The organism is Allobosea sp. LjRoot90, assembly GCF_964254315.1.
Lineage (GTDB): Bacteria > Pseudomonadota > Alphaproteobacteria > Rhizobiales > Beijerinckiaceae > Allobosea.
The window spans coordinates 702,193-724,918 of the sequence record NZ_CAXUTF020000002.1; the positions used below are offsets into that span (position 1 = coordinate 702,193).

General features: G+C 64.7%; 27 protein-coding genes. 10 read left to right on the forward strand and 17 right to left on the reverse strand.

Annotated elements, in window-relative coordinates; all coding sequences use genetic code 11:
• Positions 1 to 19 precede the first annotated feature (19 nt).
• A complete protein-coding gene (locus ACSQ3M_RS10125) occupies positions 20 to 2,008 on the forward strand; it encodes a hypothetical protein (protein WP_436149930.1) in 1,989 nt (662 codons plus the stop codon).
• Positions 2,005 to 2,472 (forward strand): hypothetical protein, encoded by a 468-nt coding sequence (locus tag ACSQ3M_RS10130; protein ID WP_436149931.1) that lies wholly within the window; start codon positions 2,005 to 2,007, stop codon positions 2,470 to 2,472. The genes ACSQ3M_RS10125 and ACSQ3M_RS10130 overlap by 4 nt, the downstream gene beginning before the upstream one ends.
• Before the next feature lie 7 nt (positions 2,473 to 2,479).
• Here the strand turns inward: ACSQ3M_RS10130 and ACSQ3M_RS10135 are convergent, their stop codons facing one another.
• Entirely contained in the window at positions 2,480 to 2,767 is a 288-nt protein-coding gene (locus tag ACSQ3M_RS10135; RefSeq protein WP_436149932.1) for a hypothetical protein, read from the reverse strand.
• A 190-nt stretch (positions 2,768 to 2,957) separates the two neighbouring features.
• On the opposite strand from ACSQ3M_RS10135, the gene ACSQ3M_RS10140 reads away from it, so the two are divergent.
• From ACSQ3M_RS10140 to ACSQ3M_RS10155, 4 genes are all read left to right on the forward strand, one after another.
• Positions 2,958 to 3,689, forward strand: coding sequence for a peptidoglycan recognition protein family protein (locus ACSQ3M_RS10140; RefSeq protein ID WP_436149933.1), 732 nt, complete (start codon positions 2,958 to 2,960; stop codon positions 3,687 to 3,689).
• Between the two features lie 94 nt (positions 3,690 to 3,783).
• A complete protein-coding gene (locus tag ACSQ3M_RS10145; protein ID WP_436149934.1) occupies positions 3,784 to 4,056 on the forward strand; it encodes a Pam3-gp28 family putative phage holin in 273 nt (90 codons plus the stop codon).
• Between the two features lie 10 nt (positions 4,057 to 4,066).
• The gene (locus ACSQ3M_RS10150) at positions 4,067 to 4,411 is read left to right on the forward strand and encodes a hypothetical protein (protein ID WP_436149935.1); all 345 of its coding nucleotides are present in this window, start codon (positions 4,067 to 4,069) and stop codon (positions 4,409 to 4,411) included.
• Positions 4,412 to 4,422: 11 nt separating this feature from the next.
• Positions 4,423 to 5,487: a hypothetical protein gene (locus ACSQ3M_RS10155; protein WP_436149936.1), complete on the forward strand. Its 1,065-nt coding sequence runs from the start codon at positions 4,423 to 4,425 to the stop codon at positions 5,485 to 5,487.
• Between the two features lie 141 nt (positions 5,488 to 5,628).
• Here the strand turns inward: ACSQ3M_RS10155 and ACSQ3M_RS10160 are convergent, their stop codons facing one another.
• On the reverse strand, positions 5,629 to 5,889 hold the full coding sequence (locus ACSQ3M_RS10160) for a DUF7696 family protein (RefSeq protein ID WP_436149937.1): 261 nt from the start codon (positions 5,887 to 5,889) through the stop codon (positions 5,629 to 5,631).
• 73 nt (positions 5,890 to 5,962) lie between these two features.
• On the opposite strand from ACSQ3M_RS10160, the gene ACSQ3M_RS10165 reads away from it, so the two are divergent.
• Positions 5,963 to 6,208 (forward strand): DUF982 domain-containing protein, encoded by a 246-nt coding sequence (locus ACSQ3M_RS10165; RefSeq protein ID WP_436149938.1) that lies wholly within the window; start codon positions 5,963 to 5,965, stop codon positions 6,206 to 6,208.
• Here the strand turns inward: ACSQ3M_RS10165 and ACSQ3M_RS10170 are convergent.
• Together ACSQ3M_RS10170 and ACSQ3M_RS10175 are read right to left on the reverse strand one after the other, a co-directional pair.
• Positions 6,195 to 6,563, reverse strand: coding sequence for a hypothetical protein (locus ACSQ3M_RS10170; protein ID WP_436149939.1), 369 nt, complete (start codon positions 6,561 to 6,563; stop codon positions 6,195 to 6,197). The genes ACSQ3M_RS10165 and ACSQ3M_RS10170 overlap by 14 nt on opposite strands.
• A 4-nt stretch (positions 6,564 to 6,567) precedes the next feature.
• Positions 6,568 to 6,876: a hypothetical protein gene (locus ACSQ3M_RS10175; protein ID WP_436149940.1), complete on the reverse strand. Its 309-nt coding sequence runs from the start codon at positions 6,874 to 6,876 to the stop codon at positions 6,568 to 6,570.
• A gap of 72 nt (positions 6,877 to 6,948) precedes the next feature.
• Here ACSQ3M_RS10175 and ACSQ3M_RS10180 point away from each other — a divergent pair, with 72 nt between their 5' ends.
• The 3 genes from ACSQ3M_RS10180 to ACSQ3M_RS10190 are packed head-to-tail and all read left to right on the forward strand — an operon-like array spanning position 6,949 to position 8,343.
• On the forward strand, positions 6,949 to 7,185 hold the full coding sequence (locus ACSQ3M_RS10180; protein WP_436149941.1) for a hypothetical protein: 237 nt from the start codon (positions 6,949 to 6,951) through the stop codon (positions 7,183 to 7,185).
• The gene (locus tag ACSQ3M_RS10185; protein ID WP_436149942.1) at positions 7,182 to 7,571 is read left to right on the forward strand and encodes a hypothetical protein; all 390 of its coding nucleotides are present in this window, start codon (positions 7,182 to 7,184) and stop codon (positions 7,569 to 7,571) included. Before ACSQ3M_RS10180 ends, ACSQ3M_RS10185 begins: the two co-directional genes overlap by 4 nt.
• Positions 7,564 to 8,343, forward strand: a complete 780-nt coding sequence (locus tag ACSQ3M_RS10190; protein WP_436149943.1) for an SOS response-associated peptidase — start codon at positions 7,564 to 7,566, stop codon at positions 8,341 to 8,343. The genes ACSQ3M_RS10185 and ACSQ3M_RS10190 overlap by 8 nt, the downstream gene beginning before the upstream one ends.
• A 547-nt stretch (positions 8,344 to 8,890) precedes the next feature.
• Here ACSQ3M_RS10190 and ACSQ3M_RS10195 read toward each other — a convergent pair.
• Genes ACSQ3M_RS10195 through ACSQ3M_RS10255 form a run of 13 tightly spaced genes read right to left on the reverse strand, consistent with a single transcriptional unit; the run spans position 8,891 to position 22,265 of the window.
• Positions 8,891 to 9,640 (reverse strand): dienelactone hydrolase family protein, encoded by a 750-nt coding sequence (locus tag ACSQ3M_RS10195; protein ID WP_436149944.1) that lies wholly within the window; start codon positions 9,638 to 9,640, stop codon positions 8,891 to 8,893.
• Positions 9,637 to 10,629 carry a Gfo/Idh/MocA family protein gene (locus tag ACSQ3M_RS10200; RefSeq protein WP_436149945.1) on the reverse strand — a complete coding sequence of 331 codons (993 nt, stop codon included), beginning with the start codon at positions 10,627 to 10,629 and terminating at the stop codon, positions 9,637 to 9,639. Before ACSQ3M_RS10200 ends, ACSQ3M_RS10195 begins: the two co-directional genes overlap by 4 nt.
• A gap of 2 nt (positions 10,630 to 10,631) precedes the next feature.
• A complete protein-coding gene (locus ACSQ3M_RS10205) occupies positions 10,632 to 11,678 on the reverse strand; it encodes a Gfo/Idh/MocA family protein (RefSeq protein WP_436149946.1) in 1,047 nt (348 codons plus the stop codon).
• A 9-nt stretch (positions 11,679 to 11,687) separates the two neighbouring features.
• Entirely contained in the window at positions 11,688 to 12,719 is a 1,032-nt protein-coding gene (locus ACSQ3M_RS10210; RefSeq protein WP_436149947.1) for a Gfo/Idh/MocA family protein, read from the reverse strand.
• Positions 12,719 to 13,747: an ABC transporter substrate-binding protein gene (locus tag ACSQ3M_RS10215; protein ID WP_436149948.1), complete on the reverse strand. Its 1,029-nt coding sequence runs from the start codon at positions 13,745 to 13,747 to the stop codon at positions 12,719 to 12,721. Before ACSQ3M_RS10215 ends, ACSQ3M_RS10210 begins: the two co-directional genes overlap by 1 nt.
• 40 nt (positions 13,748 to 13,787) lie before the next feature.
• A complete protein-coding gene (locus ACSQ3M_RS10220) occupies positions 13,788 to 14,543 on the reverse strand; it encodes an ABC transporter permease (protein WP_436149949.1) in 756 nt (251 codons plus the stop codon).
• Complete coding sequence (locus ACSQ3M_RS10225; protein ID WP_436149950.1) at positions 14,540 to 15,340, reverse strand: ABC transporter permease; 801 nt, start codon at positions 15,338 to 15,340, stop codon at positions 14,540 to 14,542. Before ACSQ3M_RS10225 ends, ACSQ3M_RS10220 begins: the two co-directional genes overlap by 4 nt.
• Positions 15,337 to 16,107, reverse strand: coding sequence for an ABC transporter ATP-binding protein (locus tag ACSQ3M_RS10230; protein ID WP_436149951.1), 771 nt, complete (start codon positions 16,105 to 16,107; stop codon positions 15,337 to 15,339). The genes ACSQ3M_RS10225 and ACSQ3M_RS10230 overlap by 4 nt, the downstream gene beginning before the upstream one ends.
• Positions 16,108 to 16,130: 23 nt before the next feature.
• On the reverse strand, positions 16,131 to 18,275 hold the full coding sequence (locus tag ACSQ3M_RS10235) for a DUF3604 domain-containing protein (RefSeq protein WP_436149952.1): 2,145 nt from the start codon (positions 18,273 to 18,275) through the stop codon (positions 16,131 to 16,133).
• Entirely contained in the window at positions 18,275 to 19,084 is an 810-nt protein-coding gene (locus ACSQ3M_RS10240) for a GntR family transcriptional regulator (protein WP_436149953.1), read from the reverse strand. Before ACSQ3M_RS10240 ends, ACSQ3M_RS10235 begins: the two co-directional genes overlap by 1 nt.
• Before the next feature lie 56 nt (positions 19,085 to 19,140).
• Complete coding sequence (locus ACSQ3M_RS10245) at positions 19,141 to 19,986, reverse strand: carbohydrate ABC transporter permease (protein WP_436149954.1); 846 nt, start codon at positions 19,984 to 19,986, stop codon at positions 19,141 to 19,143.
• Between the two features lies 1 nt (position 19,987).
• Complete coding sequence (locus tag ACSQ3M_RS10250) at positions 19,988 to 20,893, reverse strand: carbohydrate ABC transporter permease (protein ID WP_436149955.1); 906 nt, start codon at positions 20,891 to 20,893, stop codon at positions 19,988 to 19,990.
• A gap of 49 nt (positions 20,894 to 20,942) precedes the next feature.
• Positions 20,943 to 22,265: an extracellular solute-binding protein gene (locus ACSQ3M_RS10255; RefSeq protein WP_436149956.1), complete on the reverse strand. Its 1,323-nt coding sequence runs from the start codon at positions 22,263 to 22,265 to the stop codon at positions 20,943 to 20,945.
• Positions 22,266 to 22,726: the final 461 nt, after the last annotated feature.

Genomic DNA, 22,726 nt, shown 5'->3' on the forward strand with positions numbered 1-22,726 from the left:
TGACCATCCGGACATCGCCATGACCAAGACGATCGCGATCTTCCAGATCTCGACGGAAGAAGACCTGCGCTTCCAGCTCGACTTCGTGGGGCTCGACCTCACCGGGCGCGCACTCCGCGTAAACGTCCGCGAGCGCGGCTCGAATGCGCTCAAAGTCTCGCTGGTCGGGCCGGCGAACCTGACCCTGGTTGGTGCCGGCAACCTGACCGTCTTCTACGCCAAGGCCAGCATGTCCGCCTGGTCGCGCGGCGAGTATGAAGCCGACATCGTCGACGAGACCGGCGGAAGCTTCACCCGCATCATGGCGGTGCGCTTCGTCTATGACGATCCCGGCAAGCTGGTCTACGGCGTCAAGGGCAACCAAGCGACCGTCACCTGGGGCGACAATCAGGCCGTCGTCACCGCGATCGGCGGCGTCGGTCCGCCGGGACCTGCGAACACGCTGGAAATCGGCGACGTCGACACGCTCGAGACTGGAGAGGAGGCGACGGCCTCCATCACCGGGTCTGCTCCGAACCAGTTGCTGAATCTTGGGCTGCCCAAGGGCAATACCGGAGCAACTGGCGCCGCGGGCACAGTCACGATTGGCGATGTCACTACCGGCGCGCCCGGCAGCTCAGCAGATGTCGAAAATGTCGGCACGCCTGAAGATGCCGTGCTCAACATCACCATTCCACGCGGTGACGTTGGCGCGACAGGCACCGCTGGCACTATTGCGGTCGGCGAAGTCACGACGAGCCTGCCCGGCTCCGACGCAGAAGTCACAAACGTAGGCACGGCCGGCGCTGCGATCTTTGACTTTGTCCTTCCGCGTGGTGACCAAGGCCCTCCTGGGTCTGTGGTCGACGGCGACAAAGGTGACATCGCAGTCTCCGGCGGCGGCACGGTCTGGGCCGTCGAGGCGCGCGCCGTCTCTTTCGGCAAGGTGCAGGCGATCGCCTCCGGCCGAATGCTGGGGCGGCTGACGGCGGGCAGTGGCGATATCGAGGAACTGTCCGGGCTGCAGGTGCTCGCCAATGTCGGCTCCGTCCTCCAGCCGGCGACATCCGCGCTGGTCAACGGCAAGATCGTCGAGAGCCATGTATCGAACGCCGTGACGATCGCGCTGAAGACGCTGGCTGGAACAGACCCGAGCGCGGCAGATCCGGCGCTGGTCTGCTTTACCGCGGCTGACGGCAGCTATGTCATCCGTGCGGTGACTGCTGCGCTCTCGCTGACCATCCCCTCGACCGCAACCATGGCGGCGGTGAACGCGCTGCCGTTCAATCTCTATGCCGGCGCCTTCGACGATGCTGGCACAGTCCGCCTCGGCGCCACGCAGCAGGCGCTGCTCACGGCGGTGACGCCGCTGGCTGCACGCGGCGTCGCATCGTCGACTGCCGTCGGCACAGGTTCCGACAATGCCGCAACCTGGTACACCGACAGTGCGGTGACCTCGAAAGCCTTCACCGTTCTTGCTCGCCTCGAGTGGAACAGCGGCCTTGCCGCCGCAGGCACGTGGGTTACGTCGCCCGACGGGATCGAGCTGATGCACCCGGGCTTCCGCCTGCCGGGTCAGATCGTCGACCGCGCCCGCGGTGTCCTGACGGCCAACACCACGCAGACCGCGACGACGCCGATTGACAACACCATCCCCGCGATCGGCGAAGGCGTTGAGCTGACTACGGCGGGGTTCCCGCTCAAGACCGGCGCGAGCCGCGTCAAAGGCAGCATCAGCGTTGGCTTGACACATAACACGGTCAATGGCGCCGCGGCGCTGCATGTCCACCACAACAGCACGACCGACGCGATTGCGGTGGCGCTGACCAACATCGCCAAGGCAGCCGGCGACTTCATCAACGGAGCCTTCAGCTTCCGGCACACCCCCGGCGTCTCCGGGACCTCGACCTATCGCCTGCGCGCCGGCGCCAATGCCGGCGCCTTCTATACCGGCGGCTATGCGGCGACGCCCTACTTCAACGGGACCTTTCAATCCGCCGTCATCGATATCGAGGAGATCATGGCATGATCGCGTTTACACGGGCGGCCTATTGCAATGCCGAGGACTCGGCCGCCGTGGTCGATTTCAGCCGCGACGGCGAGGCCGAGATCGCGATCCTGATTGCGCCGGGGCATCGCGACGAGATCTGGCAGGCGCTGCAGATATCCGGCTTCCCGGTCGAGCCGTTCACGCCGCCGCCCGTCCCGGTGCCGGCCTCGATCTCCGACCGGCAGTTCGCCCAGCAGCTCGCCGTGCTCGGCACGATCAGCGAAGCCGAAGCGCTGGCCTGGGCCGCGCGCGGTGACTTGCCGGCGGCGCTCGAGGTGGCGATCTCTGCGCTACCGGAAGGGGCGCGCTTCAATGCGCGGATGTTGCTCGCCGCGGCGACAGCTTATGAGCGCAGCCATCCGCTCGTCAGCGAGCTCGGCGCCGTGATGGGCTACGACGCGGAAGATCTCGACCAGCTCTGGCGCGCTGCAGCGCTGCTTTGAGCGGCTGTTACCCCATCGCCGCCTTCATCGCCGCGACCAGCTCTGGCGGGGCGACGTACAGCGCAAGCAACCACAGTACCAACGCCCCGGCGATCCACTGGAATCGGCCCATCGAGGCGATGACGAGGACGAGGAGCGACAGGCGCCAGTCGGAATAATCGACATAGATTTGGCCAACCGAGAGCCAGAAAGCCACCGCTGCCAAAACGATGCTGCGAGCGGCTCTCAGCACTAACCGGCGAAAGACCGGCGATGCGAGCCCGGCCAGCGGATCGTCTGGATCGAGGTCTTCCAACACTGACCGCATCAACAGACCTCCGGTTGAGCAGCGTAGATTATCTCACCTCAGAGTCGCCAAGTAAATGGGACGCGGGTTGATGCGTCTTAGTGCGGCTCAGCTGCTGAACACACCGTAAATACTATCAATCTGCCCCCACAGCCCGGCCTCGCGTCGAGTTTGTCGCGGACATCTCCGGAGAAGTGTAATGATCCCCAACGAGGTGCAAGCCGCGCTGGTCGCGCTCGGCTATTCGGTCGCGGTCGACGGCGAAATCGGGCCGAAGAGCAAGGCGGCGATCAAGGACTTCCAGGGGCGGCATAGCCTCAAGGTCGACGGCAAGGCCGGGCCGCTGACGATCGCGGCGCTGCATGAAGCGCTGGTCGTTGCCAAGCCCATGCCGACAATCCCCGCGGCAGGTGACATCGTGCCGGCGCACTGGATGCCGCCCGGTCGGCTCGAGCGCATCATCTGCCACTGGACGGCCGGCGCGCATCGCGCCTCCGACACCGACCGCTCGCACTACCACATTCTCATCGAAGGCGGCGGCGGCCTGGTCCGTGGAGACAGCCCGATCTCGGCCAACGGCATCGGCGGAACCGGCCAGCGCGCCAGCCACACGCTCAACTGCAACACCGGCTCGATCGGCGTCTCGCTCTGCTGCATGGCCGGCGCGAAGGAGCAGCCCTTCGGTCCCGGCAAGGCGCCGATGACGGCGGTCCAATGGGAACGCCTGGTCCGGGTCGTCGCCGATCTTTGCCGGCGCTACGAGATCCCGGTGACGCCCAAGACCGTGCTCTCGCATGCCGAGGTGCAAGGCACGCTCGGCATCAAGCAGCGCGGCAAGTGGGATGTCTCCCGGCTCGCCTTCGACCCTTCGGTGAAGGGCGCCAAGGCCTGCGGCGATCTTCTGCGCGCCGGCGTCACCGCCCTCATCTGAATCCGTCCACGACCGTCTTCACCCCGGCGGTGGACGGCCGCGTGCGCGTCGTCCCCGCAGCGACTTCACCACCAGCAGCAGCATGGAGAGCAGCATGTTCAACAACGTTCAGTTCTGGAGCTTCCTGCGCCAGATCCTCCTGACCGTCGGCGGCGGCCTTGTGACCAAAGGCTATCTGGATAGCGGCACACTCGAGGCCATCGTGGGGGCGCTCATCACGATCGCGACCGCAGTCTATGGCCTTTGGCTGCGCCGCAAGGCTGGGCTCGTCGCCTCGGCCGCAGCCTTGCCCGAGGTGTCGAAGATCGTCACTACTCCGGCGTTGGCGGCCAAGGTCGACGATCCCGCGACCGTAGTTGCGCGCTAAGGGCCGGCCGGTGACGATCACCGCCGAGCTAATCGGCTTCATCCTCACCGTTTGCGGCGCCGGCGGCGCGCTCTGGTTACGGATCGAATCCGCAATCAGATCCGCGCGCGCCGATGCCATGCTCGCTGCCGCGACCGCAGCGGCCAAGGCTGATGTGCTGGCGACGGCACTCGGCGAGTTCAGGGTCCATGTCGCCGAAACCTATGTCAGCAAGCAGGGCCTGCGCGAACAAGTCGGCCAGGTCATGGATCTGCTCCGAGATGTTCAAAGTGACGTGGGCTCTATTAACGAACGGATCGATCGCGTTATAGAAGGGCAACCGGCGCGACGGGCGCCACCGACGAAAACCTTCTAACGGGCCAGCAAATGTTCCGGAAGAAAACCCTGTTTATCTTGGGAGCTGGCGCAAGTTGCGAGCTGAAATTACCATCCGGCGAGCAGCTTATCCCCCTTATTACAAATTTTTTGCAATTAAGCCGAAATTCGTTTGACCTAGAAGGGAATAAGGAGCTTATCGGCTATATATCTGATATGCATAATAATAATTATGCTGGCCTTTCTATAGATCCGGCAACTAAGGCCGTCTATTCTCCTAATCAACTTATCGAAACTGTGCAATTTCTAAGAAGAGCTTTACCTCAAGCTATTTCGATCGATAATTTTTTAGATGCTCATAAGAGTGATAAATGCCTAATATTCCTTGGAAAACTAGCTATTGCTTTCTGTATTTTGTCTGCTGAGCGGCAGAGCGCGCTTTTCAAAAAGGAAACCGAACAGCTTACAATTAAAGCGGAAACTATTAAAGATACATGGTACGATAAGTTCTTCAAAATGCTCAATGAAAGCGTTTCGACTGACAATGTAGATGACATATTTTCAAATATAAGCATCATTTCCTTTAATTATGATCGATGTATTGAGCATTTTCTTTATCTTTCTATCATGAATTATTACAAACTAGAGCCTGAAGCTGCCAAAATAATACTTTCCAAGCTTCAACTTTATCACCCATATGGTCAAGTTGGAATGATGCCGTGGCATAAAAGCGGGTTCGCTGCGCGTTTTGGAGGCTCCGACCACATTCGTGCTGAACAGCTTCTCAATCATGCCGCCCAAATCAAAACGTTCACCGAGCGGGAGCACGATCCAGCTTTTGTAGAACAGATGCAGCGCGCTGTAATGCATGCCCAGACTATTGTGTTTCTTGGCTTTGGCTTCCACCCGCTTAATATGGAATTGATAAGGCCAAAAAATTCGGTCGTAAATAATATATTTGCTACAGGCTACCGCGTGTCGAGCGCCAATCGAATAATGCTACAACAAGAAACTCGGGATTGGCTTTCAAGGGACGACCGCCTACCTGTGCACATCTACGATCTCAGTTGCGCTGATTTTCTGCGTGATTTTGAGCGGCCTATTAGGTTTGGCTAGATTTAGCGTAGCTCTTCAGTCCCCTCTGCGGGCATGATTTTCTCCCGAGGACCGATCGCCGCCCGGCGTTCTTCCCAACCCCTTCTTCGGTGCGAGGCGGCCTTTGAAGCCGCTCGGCTCGTGTTGACCGGACTTCTCGCTTCAGCTTGCTGTCAGCCTATATCGCTCGATTTCGCTCGCCAGCTGGCTGACCGCCGCTTCACCACGGTGGGCCTTGATGCCCCTGGCGCTTTCGCCCTCGCCGCCCTGAACGCCGTAGAGCATCGCGCGCAGCTTCTCCGGCGACAGCCTTGCGAGATAGGCGATCTCGCACTCATGCTTCCACTCTTCCGACCAGGTCGAGACCTCCCTGCCGGCGAGGCGGGAATAGGCTTTCGGCGGGTCGGCTGGCGGATGGGTCACGGCAAATCTCCTTAGCCGGAACGTCTATCGGCAATCGGCGTTGAGTCGCCAGTTCGTAGCGGAGGTGCGTGTCATGCCTCGTCACTGGTTCAGCCCCCCGGTCGCCATTGAGACCTCAAGACCCGGTCAGTTTCTCGCTGTGACATCTGTCGAACAGGCGGCCAGGCAGCTGCTGCAATGGCCCGCGCACGGCCCTGAGTGGCGTGGCGCCGTTTCGGCCTGCGCGGAGGCACTATCGGGGAAGAAACCCGCGAGCGACGCCCGGAGCGCCTTTGTCGAAGCGGCGAAGGCCGCTGATCGGCTGATCAGTATTTCCTAGGCCCAGCCCGCGCCCTCAGCATCGCCATGTGCTCGAGGTGATGCTGCCAGCCAGCGTCGCCGATATGGGCCAGGCAGCGCTGGAACGCCTGGCGAAACGCGATCATCGCGTCCTCCCGCGTCGCCGCTGATCCATCGTTTCCGCGCAGGCCGTTCTGGAATCTGCCGGCGTGCAGATGCACCACCCATTGCCAGACCGGCTCGTTATCCGATCGCCCTTGGTGCAGCACGATCGAGCCGACATAGACGCCCTCGCAGTCTACGCCCCAGAGCTTGTCGCGCTCCTTCTCGTCGTGGTGGTCGGGGCAGGTTCGGCGCAGGATCAGGCTCGGCGACTCCGCGAGCGCCTGATCCACCACGCTACTGCCGCGGCTGACCGCTGCGGAGCGTCTCGCGGATCACCATGTTGAACTGCTCGACGGCTCGCTCGCGGATTTCCGCCTCGCCGACCTCGCCGGCTTTGCGCTTCTCGGTCGCCTCCTTGAGAAGCATCCCGGCGATCATCTGCGCAGCCTTCCGGGTCAGCTCGGCTCCGTCGACACCGTCGCCGGTGATCGTCTTGCTGACCAGCAGGATCGTCCGGGTGAACCCCTGCATGACGTGCTGTGTCAGGTAAAGCAGGTCGACCAGCTGGGTCTTGTGCATCGCCCCCAATTCCGTCGTGTCCATCTGCTCTCTCCCTGGTTGCTTGACTCCGTCTCGGCCGGTACGTTCTAGTTATGTTCTCATGAGAGGGCAAGAATGATGTCAGCGCAGCCGGCGGACCAGCGGATCGAGGACACGTCCCTTGATGCTGAAATCACGGGAATGATCGCCGAATTGTTGGAGGAGCACGGGTCCGAGGCCGCAGCGTTGCGAGCGCTGGCGCACGACTTCCTCGTCTTGCTCACCGACGCCAATCGCTCGACCTCGCGCGGGTTCCTGCGCGGGTTCTTTTCAGACGGCGCCCGGCCGCGTCCGACCGATGACGAACCGTGACGCGCCGGCCGGTCACGCTCGCAACGATGCTCGGCCATTATCCGTGGGTGGTCGTGCATCTGCGCTGTCATTATTGCGCGCGAGAGACCAGGGTGCGGCTCGCCCGGCTTGCGATCGAGTACGGGCTCAACGCGCCGCTCGGGCGCGTGCTCCGCAGCTTCATGTCGGAATGCGCATACGACCCGCACAGCGAGCTGCGGCGGCCGCAGAAATACGGTCGCAAATGCGGCGCCTACTGTCCCGACGTGATGAGCCCACGCCCGCCTGATCTTCCGCCCAGCCTCTCGGGGCTGACCTTGATTGAAGGGGGCAAGGCGGACATGCTCCCGGCCGAGCCGGGCGAGCCAGGTCGCCGACGGCGCGTCGGCGAGGACAGCGATGTGTAACCTCTATAGCCACACCCGCAACGTAGAGGCGATGCGCAAGCTGTTCGCGCCGTTCAACGACGGCGGCGCGAATTTCGCCAACCTGCCGCCGCAGCCCGGCATCTTCCCGGACTATGAGGCGCCAATCATCCGCAATGAGGATGGCGAGGCACGCCTGACAATGACGCGCTGGGGCATGCCGTCCTCGAAGAAGGCGCTGCTCGACGCCGCGACGAGGCGCGCCGACAAGCTGCGAGCCAAGGACAAGCCGGTCGACTTCGACCTGCTCCTGCGCATGGAGCCGGGCAGCGGAACGACGAACGTCCGCAACACCTCGAGCACCCATTGGAAGCGCTGGCTCGACGTGCCGAACCGTTGCCTCGTGCCGTTCAACAGCTTCAGCGAATTCAACCGCGATGCCGGCGGCGACATCTGGTTCGCCTTCGGAGAGGATCGGCCCACGGCCTTCTTCGCCGGGATCTGGTGCCCGCAATGGAAGAGCGTGCGCAAGGTCAAGAAGGGTGAGGAGATGGCCGACCTCTTCGCCTTCCTCACGACCGATCCGAACGGCGAGGTAGCTCCGATCCATCCCAAGGCCATGCCGGTGATCCTGACGACGCCGGAGGAATGCGCAGCATGGATGACGGCGCCCTGGGAACAGGCAAAGGCGCTGCAGCGTCCCTTACCGGATGGTTTGCTGAAAATCGTCGCGCGCGGCGTGAAGAAGGATGATCCGGCCGATCCTGCGCTCTTCCCGGTGATCAAGCCACCGGCCCAAGGCGACCTGTTCTGATGGGCCACTGGGAGCAAATCGGCGTCGAAAACCGCAAGGAGCGCGAACGGCGCGCGAAATGGCCGCGCTGGCGCCGTGAGCTGTGGCGATATGGGCGGGAGGTGCTGAATATAGCTGTCTGGGCTGTGCCAATCGCGGCCGTGGTTTGGGCGTTTTGGCCGACCTGACTCGCGCAAAGAACGCGCAACAGTTTGTGTAACAAATCGAGCAACAGACCTTATCTAAGCCATTGATAATTCTATATTCGAATTAGATATCTAATCCCGCCCTGTCCGCCATCGATCCCGTAAGGGGTTGATTTTCCAGAGAGCTTAGGCAAATCAAAGGCTTGCAGCCGCCCGAGTGGTGCATATGGCTCTCGCAATGGGCCTCGTGAACACGATGTCCGCAGGGGAACGGATCGCTCGAACGCGGCTACATCCTGATCACGGTTCGGGATTTGTCCTTTTGCCGAAAGCGCCGCGTTCCCAGAATAAACCCAGAGCCCGAAGAGCAGACCAACGCGTCACTCGACCTAAGGGCGAAACTGCAACCGCAAGGCAATTCGTCATCCGCGAGAGACCTGATGGTCAAACATCGCGATTGTCTGCTCCCACGCCTTTTTCGCAGCGCTGGCGTCAAAGCACCAGCGTTCGGGGAAGGTCCAGCCATGATGCGCGGCGAAATGCTCGGTCACCGCGCGGGCACCGGAAGCGGCTATCGTGTTCTCGATCACCGCCTTGTGGGAATCGGGACAAGTGATGTCGTTCGCGGCGAAGCCGAAATAGAGCGCTCCGCGGACCTCGGGAATGAGGCGGTGCGGCGAGCCTGGTCCGTCCCATACCAATCGCCCGCCATGCAGGCAGGAAGCCGCTTTGACTTGCTCGCCATAGCGGGCGGCGGCGGCGAGCGCATGCCGCCCGCCCATGCAATGGCCGGTGGCGCCGAAGCGCAAGCCGTCGAATTCCGCCTGGCCAGCCACGAACTGCAGGATAGCGGCCGTGTCGACCAGGGAGCCTTCGATGCTGGTGGCGTCGTTGGCGGCATGCATACCCGGATCGAGCGGCTCCTCCGCCGTCCGCGGCGGCGCAAAGCGGGGTGACCCGAGGCGGTGGAACAGGTCGGGAAGGAAGCCGACATAGCCCTGTTCGGCATAGCGCCGGCACATGTCGTCCAATTCCGGGCGCAGGCCGAAGGCGTCCATATAGAGGATGACGCAGCCGCGCGGAGCAAGGTTCGACGGCTTGAACATACGGGTTTCCATCACGCCGTCCGGCGTCGCGATGTCCAGAACCTGCATTGCGATCCGGTCGCTCATTGACCCAACTCCCGCCAGGCTTCGCCGCTTCGCGCCGACGCAAAGGCGGCTTCGACGATCTCGACCGAAAGCGCGGCGTCGGCGAAGCTGCATTCGGGCTGGCCGCCCCCGCGCACGGCGCGCAGGAAGTCGACCAGGGCGGCGCCGACCGCCTGGTCTGCGTCGAGTTGTTCATAGGCGCGCCCGCGTTCGCGCGTCATCCGGAACTCCCAGCCTAGGGGCAAGGTGAGCGGCCGGCGCAATTCGATCAGCCCGTCCTCGCCGAAGATCCGCACTTCGTCCCACATGTGCCAGCCCTCCTCGATGCAGGTGAGCTGCGCCTCGAGCTCGCCGAAGCGCAGCTCGATGAAGCCACCCTGGTCGGAGCGAGGGCCGCCATCGCCGCGCAAGCGGCTGCGGATACGGTCGGGAGAGCGTTCGACGAGCCATGGCAGCAGATCCGCCATATGGCTGGCACGGCCGGTATAGGGGCCTCCGCCCCCAAGTGCAGGGTCGAGGAACCAGCCAGCCCGCTCATAGCCGAGCTGGATCGTCTGGATATAGCGGATCGGGCCGATCTCGCGGGCGGCAAGGGCGGCCTTGGCGCGCAGGCAGCCGCGGTCGAAGCGCCGATTGAACGCGACGGCATTGACGAGCTGCCGCTCTTTTGCCTCGGCCGCCAGCGATTTGGCCTCGGCAAGCCGCATGACGAACGGCTTGTCGCAGAGCACGTGCCAGCCGCGTGCGAGCGCGAAGCGGACATGCTCGAAATGCAGCGTGTGCGGCGTCGTCACGATGGCGACGGTCGGCCGCGGTGTCGCCGGCAGGTCAGCGAGATCGGCGACTAGGACAGCATCGTGTGCCAGCGCAAGCTGGCGAGTGCCGTCGCTGGGAACGGGATCGTAGATCGCGACGATCGCGGCATCCGCATCCGCCTCGATCGCCGGGACATGATAGCGCCGGGAGAAATTCCCGCAGCCGATCATGACGATGTCGATGGTTTCGCCCATTCTCAACCCTTCTCGTGATCTGCGATGAGCTGGCGGCGGCCCGTGCGCGCCGCCTCGTAAGCGCTGACGATGAGGAGGAGCGCGCGGCGCCCGTCCTCGGCGGTTGCCGGCGGCGGTGCGCCCTCGCGCAGGCAGCGGGCGAAGGCCGCGGCGTTCTGGTGATGGAACTCGCCCTGCTTGAAGCGCGGCACGAGATCGTGGACCCGCCACTGCCGCTCCTCGCCCGCGATAAAGCTGCGCAGGAAGCCGCCCTGCGTGATGTCGCGCGAGGCGAGATCGACGGCCGAGAGCAGCATCGTCCCGCCCGTCCCGTAGATCTCGATCGAGGTGTCGGCCGCGACGAAAGCAATGCTGGCCGTGAGTTCGGCCGTCATGCCGTCGGCATAGGTGAAGAGCGCGGTGGCGCCGTCCTCGACGGCGAGGTCGGGCAGCACCGAGGACGTCGTCGCGACGACGCTCTCAGGCAGACCGAACAGCCAGCACAGCAGGTCGGCGCCGTGCACGCCCTCGTCGATGAGGGCTCCGCCTCCACCCAGCACCGGGTCGGCATACCAGTTTCGCCGAAACGCCTCGTCGAGCCCGTAATGATGGCCGTGCCGGATGCGCACGAGATGGATGCGGCCGAGCCGCCCGCTTGCGACGCCTTCGCGCAGCGCCTGAGAGGCCGGGTCGAGGCGCTTCGGGAAGCTCTGCATGAAGAGCGTGCCGGTCTCGCGGAGCGCTGCCAGAATTGCGTCGGCATCCGCCAGATTGGTCGTGATCGGCTTCTCGCACAGGATGGCGCGATCCGCCCGGGCGGCGCGGATCGCGAGCTCGGCGTGCCGGCTCGTCTGCGAGCAGATCGCCACCGCCTCGCACGAGGCGAGCGCCGCATCGAGATCCGGCTCATAGCGGGTCGCGAAGCGGCCGGCAGCGTCGCGCCCGCGCTCCTCGTCATCGTCCCAGATGCAGGCGAGATCGATCTCGGCCTCACGGGCGAACTGCTCGGCCCAAAAGTTCGCGTGGTAATGGGCGAAGCTGAGGATAGCGATCTTGTGGGGACGGGACATGGCCACCTCTCATTCGGCCGAGACGGCGACGCGTTGCCCACCTGCAGCCTGCGACTGCTCGATCGCCTCGGCGACGAGCAGGCCGCGCAGGCCGGCGCGTGCCGTCTGCTCTCGCGGCACCAGATTGGTCACGCCTTCGAGCCATGCCCGATGCTGGCGCTGGCCGAAGGGCGGCGTCGGCAGGTCCGGGACCGACCATTCGCACTGGCTCTTGCGTGCGACGGCGAGGGCTCCTCGCTCGGAGCGGAGCCAGATCGTGCCCTTCGTCCCATAGATTTCCATGCGGAAGCGATCGCAGCCGGCCTGTTCGATCATCGAGACCTCGTGGCTCGCGATGGCGCCATTCGCGAGTTCGTAGATGCCCCAGGCGCTGTCGGGGTTCTCGACCGGCACGATGCGGCCGTCGCGCAGCCGGCGCTCGCTGAGCAGCGTCGCGGTCCGCGCGCTGACGGCAGCGACCTCACCGACCAAATGCTCGATGAGATCGATGCCGTGGATGCCGAGTTGCAGGATCGCGCCGCCGCCGACACGATCGCGCCGGAAAAACCATTCCCCCCAGTCCGGCCCGGGCGTGGCGTTGCGCATGCGCACGCTGGTGATGGTTCCAATGGTGCCCTCCGCTATGAGGCGGCGTGCGGTGACGACCTCCTCGAAATGCCGATGCATGAAGCTGACCTGCAGGTCGCAGCCGGTCTGGTCGGCGAGAGCGATAAGGCGCCGACAGGCCGCGCTCGATGTCGCCATCGGCTTCTGGAGCAACACAGCCTTTCCAGCTTGCAGCGCGAGCGCGCCGATCGCCTCATGCGTGTCATCTGGGGTCGTCACCAGAACAGCATCGACATCATCGCGGCCTATGGCCGCCGCGACATCGGTCGTCGCGACGGCGCCCGGCAGCTGTCCGGCAAACTGCTGCGCGCCTGCGAGGGAGCGGCTGGCGACGACCTTGACTACAGCCTCCGGCACGGCCGCCAATCCACCGAGATGGTATTCGGCGATGAAGCCGGCGCCGATCAAGGCGAGCCCGGTTTGCGCTCCGGGCATCACGGCTTCCAACGGCCTGGCAACTTGACCAACTGCTCGTTCACAGCGGCGATCGCACCCGAATAGGTATAGTCGAGCGGGTCCTTCGCCTCCTTGATACGCCCCGACGAGACGAGGTAGTCGGTCATCGCGCGCATGTCGGACAGATAAGAGAAGTCGAAAATGGGATCGAAGACGTATTCGTCCCAGATCGACGCGACCAGCGCCGCATCCTGCTTGGTTTCGCGGGCAACGAGCCCGACGACCTCGTCGCGGTTTGCAGGACTGGCCACGTAGGCCTGCGCGCGCACCAGCGTCGCCATCATCGCGAACAGCGCGGCTGGATTGCGTCTGGCAAAGGCGGCGCTCGTCACGAAAAGCGAGCGGGTCGCGGACACCAGAACCGCAGCGCCCTTGTTCGCCGCAAAGCCGCTGGCGACGCCCGAGTGGATGAGCTCTGCCGCGCCACCTTGCAAGGCGCGATAGCCCCAGGGCTGCCAGCACAGCATCGCGCCGATCTGCCCGGCATTCAGCGCCGCGAGTTGCTCGGGCGGCGGCATGTTGACGGTCTGCAGCCGGCTGACGTCCAATCGGTAGATGCCAGCGAGCTTGTGCAGCACAGCGCTCGCGGTGGAGCCGGCGAGCAGGCCGATCTTGATCTTGTAGAGGTCTTCAGGGTTGCGGATGTTCGCATCCTTGCGGGCGACGAGCTTGTCGGCTGCCGCAGCGATGCAGTTCGTTCCCATCACGACGATCGGAACGCCGGTATGGGCCATCGAGATCGGCGGCAGATTGCCCGGTGTCCAAAGCTGGATCTCGTCGGCGAGGAGGGCTTCGCCCGCCAGGGCGCCGCCTGAGAAGGATTTCGTGGCCACCTCGGTGAAACCGGCCTCCTTGAACCAGCCCTTCTCCATGGCGACGATGTGCGGTGCAAAGACCGGGTCGAGGCCGAAGCCGAGCGTGATCTTGCCGAGTTGCGGCTTGGGCTGTGACAGCGCGGCAAGAGGGCTCAAGAATGCGCCTGCAGCACCGGCGGCGGCTGCCGTCATGAAATCTCGTCTCAACATGATTATCCCCCTTTTTTGGTTGTTAGATCGAGCTCCAGCGTCCGACCGTCCTGCGAATGGCGAGAGCGAAGGCAGCGTCCGCCACGAGGTTCACGAGCCCGATGATCCCGATGGCGAAAACGGTGATGCCAAGCTGGCCGAGCTCGCGCCCTTGCATGACGAGGTAGCCGAGCCCGCTGCGCGCTGCGATCAGCTCGGCCGCCACCAGGATGCCGAAGCTGAGGCCAAAGCCGATGCGCAGGCCCGACGCGATGTCCGGCAGCGACGCCGGCAAGATGACGGAGCCGACCATCCGCACGCGGCCGATATTCATGGTCCGCGCGGCGCGGACGAGGAGCGTCGGTACCAGCGTCACGCCGCGCCAGCTGGCGGTGAAGATCGGAAAGACCGCGCCGAGGAAGATCACGAAGATCTTTGAACCTTCGCCCAGCCCGAACCAGATGATGGCCAGTGGAATCCAGGCGAGAGGCGGGATCGGGCGCAACAAGTCCATGACCGGCCGGATGGCTGCCGAGAACCCGCGCGAAAGGCCGCAGGCGACGCCAAGCGCGATTCCGACGAGGCTCGCCAGGCCAAAACCGGCCAGGATGCGCCAGAGACTGATTGCGAGGTGCTCGGCGAACTCCCGAAGGCTCAGCATCTTCGTCGCCGCGATCAGGGCCTGGCTCGGCGAAGGCAATGTCCCAGGGTCGCGCCAGAGATACCGGGCTGCGAGCTCCCAGACGACCAGGAGCAAGGCGGTGCCGATCGTACCGGCGAGAGCGGGCGAGCGCGTCATCGCGATGCCTCCCGCTCCTGCCAGGGCATCAGCCTGGCCTCGAGCCAGGCCAGTCCCGCCGTCAGGCCGAACCCGATCAGGCCGATCAGCGCCATCCCGACCACCGTCAGGTCGCTCCGGTAGAAGGTGCGCGCCTCCATGATCAGGGCGCCGAGCCCCGTCGTCGTCCCGATCATCTCGGCTCCGACGATCACCATGAAGCCGACGCCGAGTGCGATCCGCGCACCTGAGAACAGCCGGGGCAGCGTTGCCGGGAGCGAGACTCGCAGGAAGAGATCGCGGCGGCTGGTATCAAGGGTCCGGGCAGCGCGGATCAATACGGGGTCGATCAGCTTGGCGGCGGCAACCGCCGCGGACAACATCACCCAGAAGCAGCCATAGCCGATCAGGAATATCTTCGAGGCCTCGCCTGTTCCGAACCAGACGAGTGCGAGCGGCAGCAGGCTGAGGGTTGCGACCGAACGGCAGAATGCGATGATCGGCGCCGTCATCCTGTCCGCGACGGGATTGCGCCCGATCGCCAATCCCAGCGGAATGGCGAGTGCAAGCGCCAGGAGATAACCGCAAACGACCCGCTGCAGCGTGGCCGCGATATGGCTGCCCAGGCGCGTGCCCATTGGAAAGCCGTTGGTGGCGAGATCGACGGCGCTCTCCCAAACGCGGGAGGGCGGCGGGAACCGGAAGGTATTGAGCCATTCCATGCGGCTCGCGCCCTCCCAGGCCAGCAGCCAGGCGGCGATCACTGCGATCGGCAACGCCGCGCTGAGAAGCCGATGCGGAAGGCCGCGGGGCGTCATGCGACCAGCCCGGGTGCTGAACCACCCTGTTCGCGCAGGGCTTCGCGGATTTCCTCGTGAAGGCGCAGCAGTTCAAGATCGGTGCGGGCGCGCGGCCGGGCTGCCTCCAGGCGGCGATCGAGCACGATGCGGCCCGGCCGAGGGGCGAGCACGATGATCCGGTCGGCCAGCGCCAGCGCTTCCGAGATCGAATGGGTGACGAACACCACCGTCTTGCGGCGCGCCGCCCAGACCCGAAGAAGCTCCTCCTGCATCTCGTCGCGCGTCAGCTCGTCCAGCGCGCCGAAGGGTTCGTCCATGAGCAGCACGGCCGGGTCGAGCGCCAACGCCCGCGCGATGGCGACACGCTGCTGCATGCCGCCCGACATTTCGAACGGGTATTTGTCCCCCTGCCCCGCGAGGCCGACGAGATCCAGGAGCGACTCGGCCAGCGCGTCGACTTCGACGCCGCGCAGCCCGCGATTTCGGCCGGCGAAGGCGATATTCTTCCTGGCGGTCAGCCATGGGAACAATGCGCTCTGCTGAAAGACCATGCCCTTGCCATGGCCCGGCCCGGTCACCCGCCGGCCATCGACGAGCACTTCGCCTTCCGAGGCGGTGGTCAGACCCGCGATGATGTTGAGGAGCGTGGTCTTGCCGCAGCCGCTGCGCCCGACAAGGACCACGAATTCGTTCTCGCCGATGGCGAGGTCGATTTCCCCGAGGACGGGCGCGGTGCCGGGCGGGTCGCCGGGAAAGCGCTGCGTAACTCCACGCACCTCGATCATCGGCCGAGATGATGACGGGCCGGTCACGGCGATACCGTCACATAGATCGGGCTCGACCAGGCGAGAGCGCCGTCATCCTGCTCTACGCGCAGCCAGTAGGCCTGTTCCCCCGCAGGGTTTTCGGTTTCCGTCCAGGTGCCGCTCCAGTCTTCCGACGCCGGCGAGCCAGGCAGCCACTCGGCTCGCAGCTCCCGGTTGGGACCGGTCAGTCGATGCGAGGCTCCAGCCTCGATTTCCGCCGCCGAAAACACATGCGCCATCGGGCCGGATTCGAACCGCAGGCTCACGGGGCCGGTCCGATCGAGATCGAGCTCGATCCCGTCCCAATCGCCGGCGGTGATCGAGGTCCAGCTGACGTTTTGAGAAGACCAGCCCGTCACGCCTTCGGCAGCCGTGTCCATCGCATAGGGTCTGACGCCGCGGATCGTCGCTCCCTGGATCGCGAGCGAGCCGTCCCAGATCATCCTGGCGCGCTCCCAATTGCCGAAGCCGGACGCGCCGCGCCAGGCCACGCGCAGGACATCGCTTGGGCGCGGGTCCCTGGCCTGGATCGGAGCATGGAAGACAGGCGTGATGCCGCGAAAGACCTGCACCGAGCGCAATGGGGCGGTGCCGGCGACATCGAGTTCGAAGCTCGGGGCCGTTTTCGTCCGCAACGATTCACCGAAGCCCGCCTGTTCGCAGGAAAAGGCCAGCAGGATGCGCGGACCGGTCGTCGCATAGGTCCGCCGGGCGGCGAGCTGCGACCAGACCGAGGCCCGGCTGAGATCGGGCGCGGCGAGCGCGGCGAGGCCGCCGCCCAGATTGCGCACCGACATGCGGCCGGGTCGGCTGCGGCCGGGCCGTCCGTCGATCCCGTCGCTGCCGCCGGTCACGCCGAACTTCCAGCCGCGTGAGAGGGCATCGTGCAGGAACCATTCGGAGGTGGCATGGGTCGAATGAACTTCGATCAGGCGCTCGGTCGAGGGTTCGTGCCAGTCGAGATTCGAGGTGCGGCCACCGACATGGACCTGCATCAGCAGATCGCGACCGCGTACATGGTCGTGCAGATCGGTGACATGCGGCAGGTCGGTAGCCACATCCGAGACATCGGTGAGATGCCGATGGCTGCAGCGGCGAAGCTCGCCGTCGTCGCCGGGGAAATAGACGTTGTGATCGCCGCCGACAGAGGTCGTTCCGGACCATTCGTACCCGAGCAGGGCAACGAAGCGGCCGTCCTCGTTGAATTGACGCGTGACCTCGCGGCTCTCGGTCCATTCGGGATTTGAGACGAGGAAGCAATTGCCCTGATGGCTGGCGAAATCCAGCGCGGCGACGTCCCGTCCGAAGCGGAAATAGCCCGCGATCGACTGAGCCCCGCAACCGATCGCGGACTGGGCATGGATGTCACCCCAGTACAGGCGATGAGCCGGTGCGGCATCACAGCGGATCGGATTGCTCAGTGCCCGCCAGCGACCCGCCTCGTCCTCGACCGCGAGACGGTACACGCCAGAAGCCGGCAGCGTCGCCTCGATGCGCGTGACCGAGCCGCTGGCGCTCGTCAGGCGGCCGCTCAAGCCGAGCTCCGGAACGCGCAGTTCTAGATCGGCGCCCGAAGCCGGGTTGCCCCAGCAATCTTCCGCCAGGATATGAAGCGAGAAGCGCTCGCCCGGCCTGACGACGCTCGGCACCGTCACCGCCAGCCCGGCGATCGGGCCGCCGACCACCCATGTCCGCAGGCGCTCGATCTCGTGCCATGCGCCGTCCGGCCTTGACCGCAGGCGCAGGCTCAAGGGTGAGGCATCTTCGACGAAGGTCTGCACGCGGTGCCCGGGGCTGCCCCCGGCGCCGAACGTGACCGTGAGATCCGACTTCAAGCCGTCTGGGAGCTCGATGAGCAGGGCATGGTCGAAGGGATGCCACGACGATTGGCGACGCACCTCGACCTTGGTCGGACAGCCTTCCGCTGCAACGATCGTGACATAGTCCGCCGCATCCGGCCGGTCGAATTGCGGGCTGCCCCAATCGCTGGGCCAATGGCGCGCCAGCCCGATCGCCGCTCCCGGCGGAAGGGGAGCAGCCGGTTTCAGATTCAAGCTCCAGCAGATCAGCGAATCCGCCGCGACGATCTCGGGTAGATCGCTCTCGACCACGATCCGCACTTGCTCGGTAGCGGCCTCAGCGGTCATCAGCGCAGCTCGATCTTGTAGCGATGCGTGTCGCCGCGCATCACCGCGCGCCGGTATTCGCCGACCCGCCCATCGGCCAGATAGGTCTTGCGCTCGAGCTCGTAGACCGGTGTCCCCGGAGCGACCTCGAGATGGGTGGCAACGAAAGCGTCTGCGATACCCGGATCCACATACTCGTCGGCATGCGTGAACTCGATGCCGTGGCGATCGCGCAGGACGTCGATGAGGTGACGGGTGGTCAGCTCTTCCTTGGTCAGCTCCTGGCAAAGATCGGCCGGAATGGCGCTCATCTGAATGGCCACCGGCGACGCGCCGACGAAGCGCACGCGGTCGAGGGACCAGACAAAGGCCGACGGCTTCAGGCCGAGGCGGTCGGCGATCTCGGCGGTCGCACGGTGGCGCGACAGCGACAGGATGCGACCGCCGGGATCGATGGGCGGGCCTTCCAGCCTGAACTGACGATAGGAGGCCGCGATATGGCCTTCGAATTTCGGCTGGCGCAGGAACGAGCCTCGGCCTGCGAAGCGCTCGATGATGCCTTCGCGCGCCAGCTCGAGCAGCGCGTGCCGCATGGTGCCCCGGCTGACGCCGTAATGCTGGCAGAGATCGCCTTCGCTGGGCAGCGCCGCGCCGGCGCCGAAGCGCCCTGAGCGAAGCTGAAGCGACAGATCGTTGCGGACCTGGAAATGCAGCGGCAGGAACGGGCCCTGCTCGAAGGGACGCAGCGTGATGACGCTTTCTCCCTGCCCCGCCGCCGGCTCTGCCGGCTCCGCTGTCGGCTTCGATGGCTGGGTACTACGTCGGGGCATCACGACCTCCCTCTATATCGGTCTAAATGTATGAACATTTAGACTTTGTCAATCCGCTATTTCACGGCGCCTGCGGTGAGGCCCCTGATGATGGTCCTCTGAGCCAGGATCAGGAAGGCAAGCGCCGGCACGATCGAGAGCAATGAGGCTGCCGCCATCCCGGTATGCTGGATGACGTATTCCTGCGCGAAGCTCGCGATCGAAACGGGCACGGTGGCCGTCCGCTCGGACGTCAGATTGAGAGCGACCGGGAACTCGTTCCAGCTGAAGATGAAGACCAGCACGCCTGCGGCCAGCAACCCCGGCCTTACCAGCGGCAGGACGATACGGACGAGGATGACGGGCACCGAGGCACCGTCGATCCGGGCGGCCTCGTCGAGCTCGACAGGCAGGTCGCGGACATAGCCGATGAGAATCCACAGCGCGAGCGGCAGGTTGAGCGCGACATGGGCAAGAACAAGCCCGGTATAGGTGTTGTCGAGGCCGAGCGCCCGAAACAGCGCGAACCAGGCGCCGACCAGCGTGATCGGGGGGATCATCTGGAAGACGAGCGCCCAGACCAGGATCAATTTGGTCAGCAAAGGCGGTGCTTCTAGTCGCACGAGCGCATAGGCGGAAGCGAGAGCCGAGATCAGGACGAGGAGCGTCGTCAGGGTGGCCACGACCAGGCTGTTGGCGAAGCTGCGCGCATAGTTCGACGTGCTGGAAAAGAGCAGCTCGTGCAGATTTGACAAGGTCGGAGTGAACAGAACCTCGCCCATCATCAGCGAAATCTGGGTTCGGAAGGCAGCGGCGGCGATCCAGAGGAACGGCCCAAGCATCAGTGCTGCAGCGAGGAGGAGGACGAGATGAGGCCAGACGGCGCTGGCCCAGTCGCCGACACGTTGCCTGCGTACGATCATCTCAGGCCTCCCGGCGACGCCGCGCCGCGCCCTGCGCCAGGATGACCGCCAGCGCGAGCAGAAAGAGGGTCACGATCGCCAGCGCCGAGCCATAGCCGGCCCGGTCTTCGGTGAAGAAGCGTCGATAGATGCTGAAGCTGACGACCTCCGTCGCCGTGCCGGGGCCGCCACCGGTCAGCAGGTAGACCTCGTCGAAGACCTTGAAGGCCGTGATGAGGCGAAATGCGAGGGTGACCGCGATGGTCGGCATCAGCAGGGGCAAGGTCACGTGGCGGAAGCGTTGCCAGCCGGATGCGCCATCGATCTCCGCGGCCTCGTAGACGTCGCGCGGCAGATTCTCGATCCCGGCGAAAAGGAGCAGGAAGCAGAACGGCGTCCAGTGCCAGACATTGACGGCGATGACGGCCGGCAATGCGAGCGCGCCTTCACCCAGCCAGTCGCGTGGCTCGATGCCGACGAGACCGACGATCTGGTTGATGGCGCCGAAATCCGGGCTGTAGAGCAGTTTCCAGATCGCGCCGACAACGATGCCGGGCACGAGGATCGGCAGGAGCAGGACGCCCCGGTAGAAGGCCCGTCCGCGCGCGATCCGGCTGGTCAGAAGGGCCAGGCCGAGGCCGATCGTCATCTGCAGGCTTACGGCGACGAGCGCGAAGATCGTGGTGTTGACCAGCCCCTTGTGGAACAGGGCGTCCCGCCAGAGGTCCGCATAGTTGCGCAGGCCGGCCCAGTCCCAGCGGGAGCGGCCCTCGCTCCAGGAGATCTGGTGCAAGCTCATCACCACGAGCTCGGCGATCGGCAGCAATGTCAGCGCTGCCAGGATGAAGAGAAGCGGCGCCAGCAGGGCCAGCCGCCATGTCCGGTCCGACCAGCCCGTGTCCGACCAGGATGCGCGGGCCATGGCCATGACAGCAGCGTCCTCCGAAGGCATCTTGGGCGCTCGCATCTCCAAGGCCTTAGAGCGGCGCCAGCAAGCCGGTGCGATAACCGCCCTTGGCCGTGATCTCGTGGATTTCGCGCGCTGCCAGGTTGAGAGCTTCGGTCGCCGCGGTCTCCCCGATCACCGCCTGATTCAGGCGCAATTCCAGGACCGCGTTGATCTGCGCGCCCTCCGGAATCGTGTGCATCATTCGGGCATAAGGCGCGCTGTCGAGAAGCGCCTTCATGAAGCGGAAGCGGGGCTCCGTGCTGAGCGGACCGGCAAGCACGTCACGACGCACGGGAGGCGAGCCGAATTCGGCATAACGGGTCTGGGCTTCCCGCGTCTGAAACCAGGCCAGGAATGCGAGAGCGGCCTTCTTGCGCTCCGGCGGAACGTTCCGGGGAATCGCGCCGATGAAATGGCCGAGCGTCGGAGCCGGCTTGCCACCCGGGCCATGCGGAGCGACGGCGACGTCGATCTTCCCGACGACCGCCGAGCGCGTGGGGTCGTCGACCTGCGACCAGGCCGCGATCACGTTCATGGCGTGAGCGGCCTTGCCGGTCAGAAGCTGTTGGACCACAGCCGTCTGCGTGAAACTGCCCGGATTAGGTGGCGAGACGGCCTTGGCGATCGCAAGATACTGGTCGAGCGCCGCCTTGGCCGCGGCATCGTTCAGGGTGACGGTGAAATCTCCGCCCTTCTCATCCCGGAAGATCGCTCCGCCGAAGGAATGGAGATAGGGCATCCAGTCATAGGAGATGTCGGACGCGCTACGGGCCGCACGCAGGACCATCCCGTAGACGCGCGGCGGATCGTGCAAGGCGCGGGCGTTGGCAAGCAACTGCTCCCAGGTCGTGGGGACCTTCAAGCCATGCTGGTCGTACAGATCCCGGCGATAATAGAGGACCGGCACATTACCGTTGATCGGCACCCCATAGAGGCGGCCGGTCGTGGAGGTATTGGCCTTGCGGGCGGCGTCCCACCATGAGGTATCGTCGTAAGAGATAACCTCCGGATCGAGCTTGAAGGCCGGGTCGATCTCGTTCAGCGGCGTCAGGAAGCCGCCATAGTAAAACTCGGCGAGATAGGCCGAGTTGATCGGGATGAGGTCGTAGAGCCCTTCGCTCGAGCGCACGGAATTCCGGGCCTTCTCGGCCGCGCCTGCGAATGGATTCACGTCCAGCTTGACCTGATTACCGGTCTCCTTGGTGTAGAGCTCGACGAGCTTGGCAAAGCCGCCGAGCCATGGCGACTGATTGATCACGATCGTAATGCCGGGCGCCGCCGCCCATCCCGGCTGCGCCATAAGGCCGCCCGCCGCCGCAGCTACCAGAAACTCCCGCCTCGTCGTCGCCATGTCATCCCCCAACGCTCTATCTTTGATTATATGTTAGAATGTTTGAACATATAGATAGAGTCAAGGGCACACGGGCCTTCGCGACGGCAGGATGAAGGCAGCCCCTGCCCCGCCTGGCCATGCGGCTTCCAGCCTATGTCAGGCTGCGTCCTCCGCGGAACGAGCGCGGGCAATGTGGTCGGGGCGAGCCAGGGCGGAGAACGTCATCGCCCCGGCATTTTGGCGGCCGGTCAGGCGAGCGCGAGATCCAGCCCGAGAACGCCACCTTCACTGGTTTGCTCACGACCGAGGCGATGATGGCCGACTGCCGGAAATACCGGGGCGACGGCGCCCGCTGAGCGCCTCGACGGTGGACCACAGGAGTGGTACACACGATCAACATAAGCGGCTCTTAAGCCATTGATTTATCCAGACTAACGACGCGGATGGCACAATCCCGCCCTGTCCGCCAGCTAGTTCTC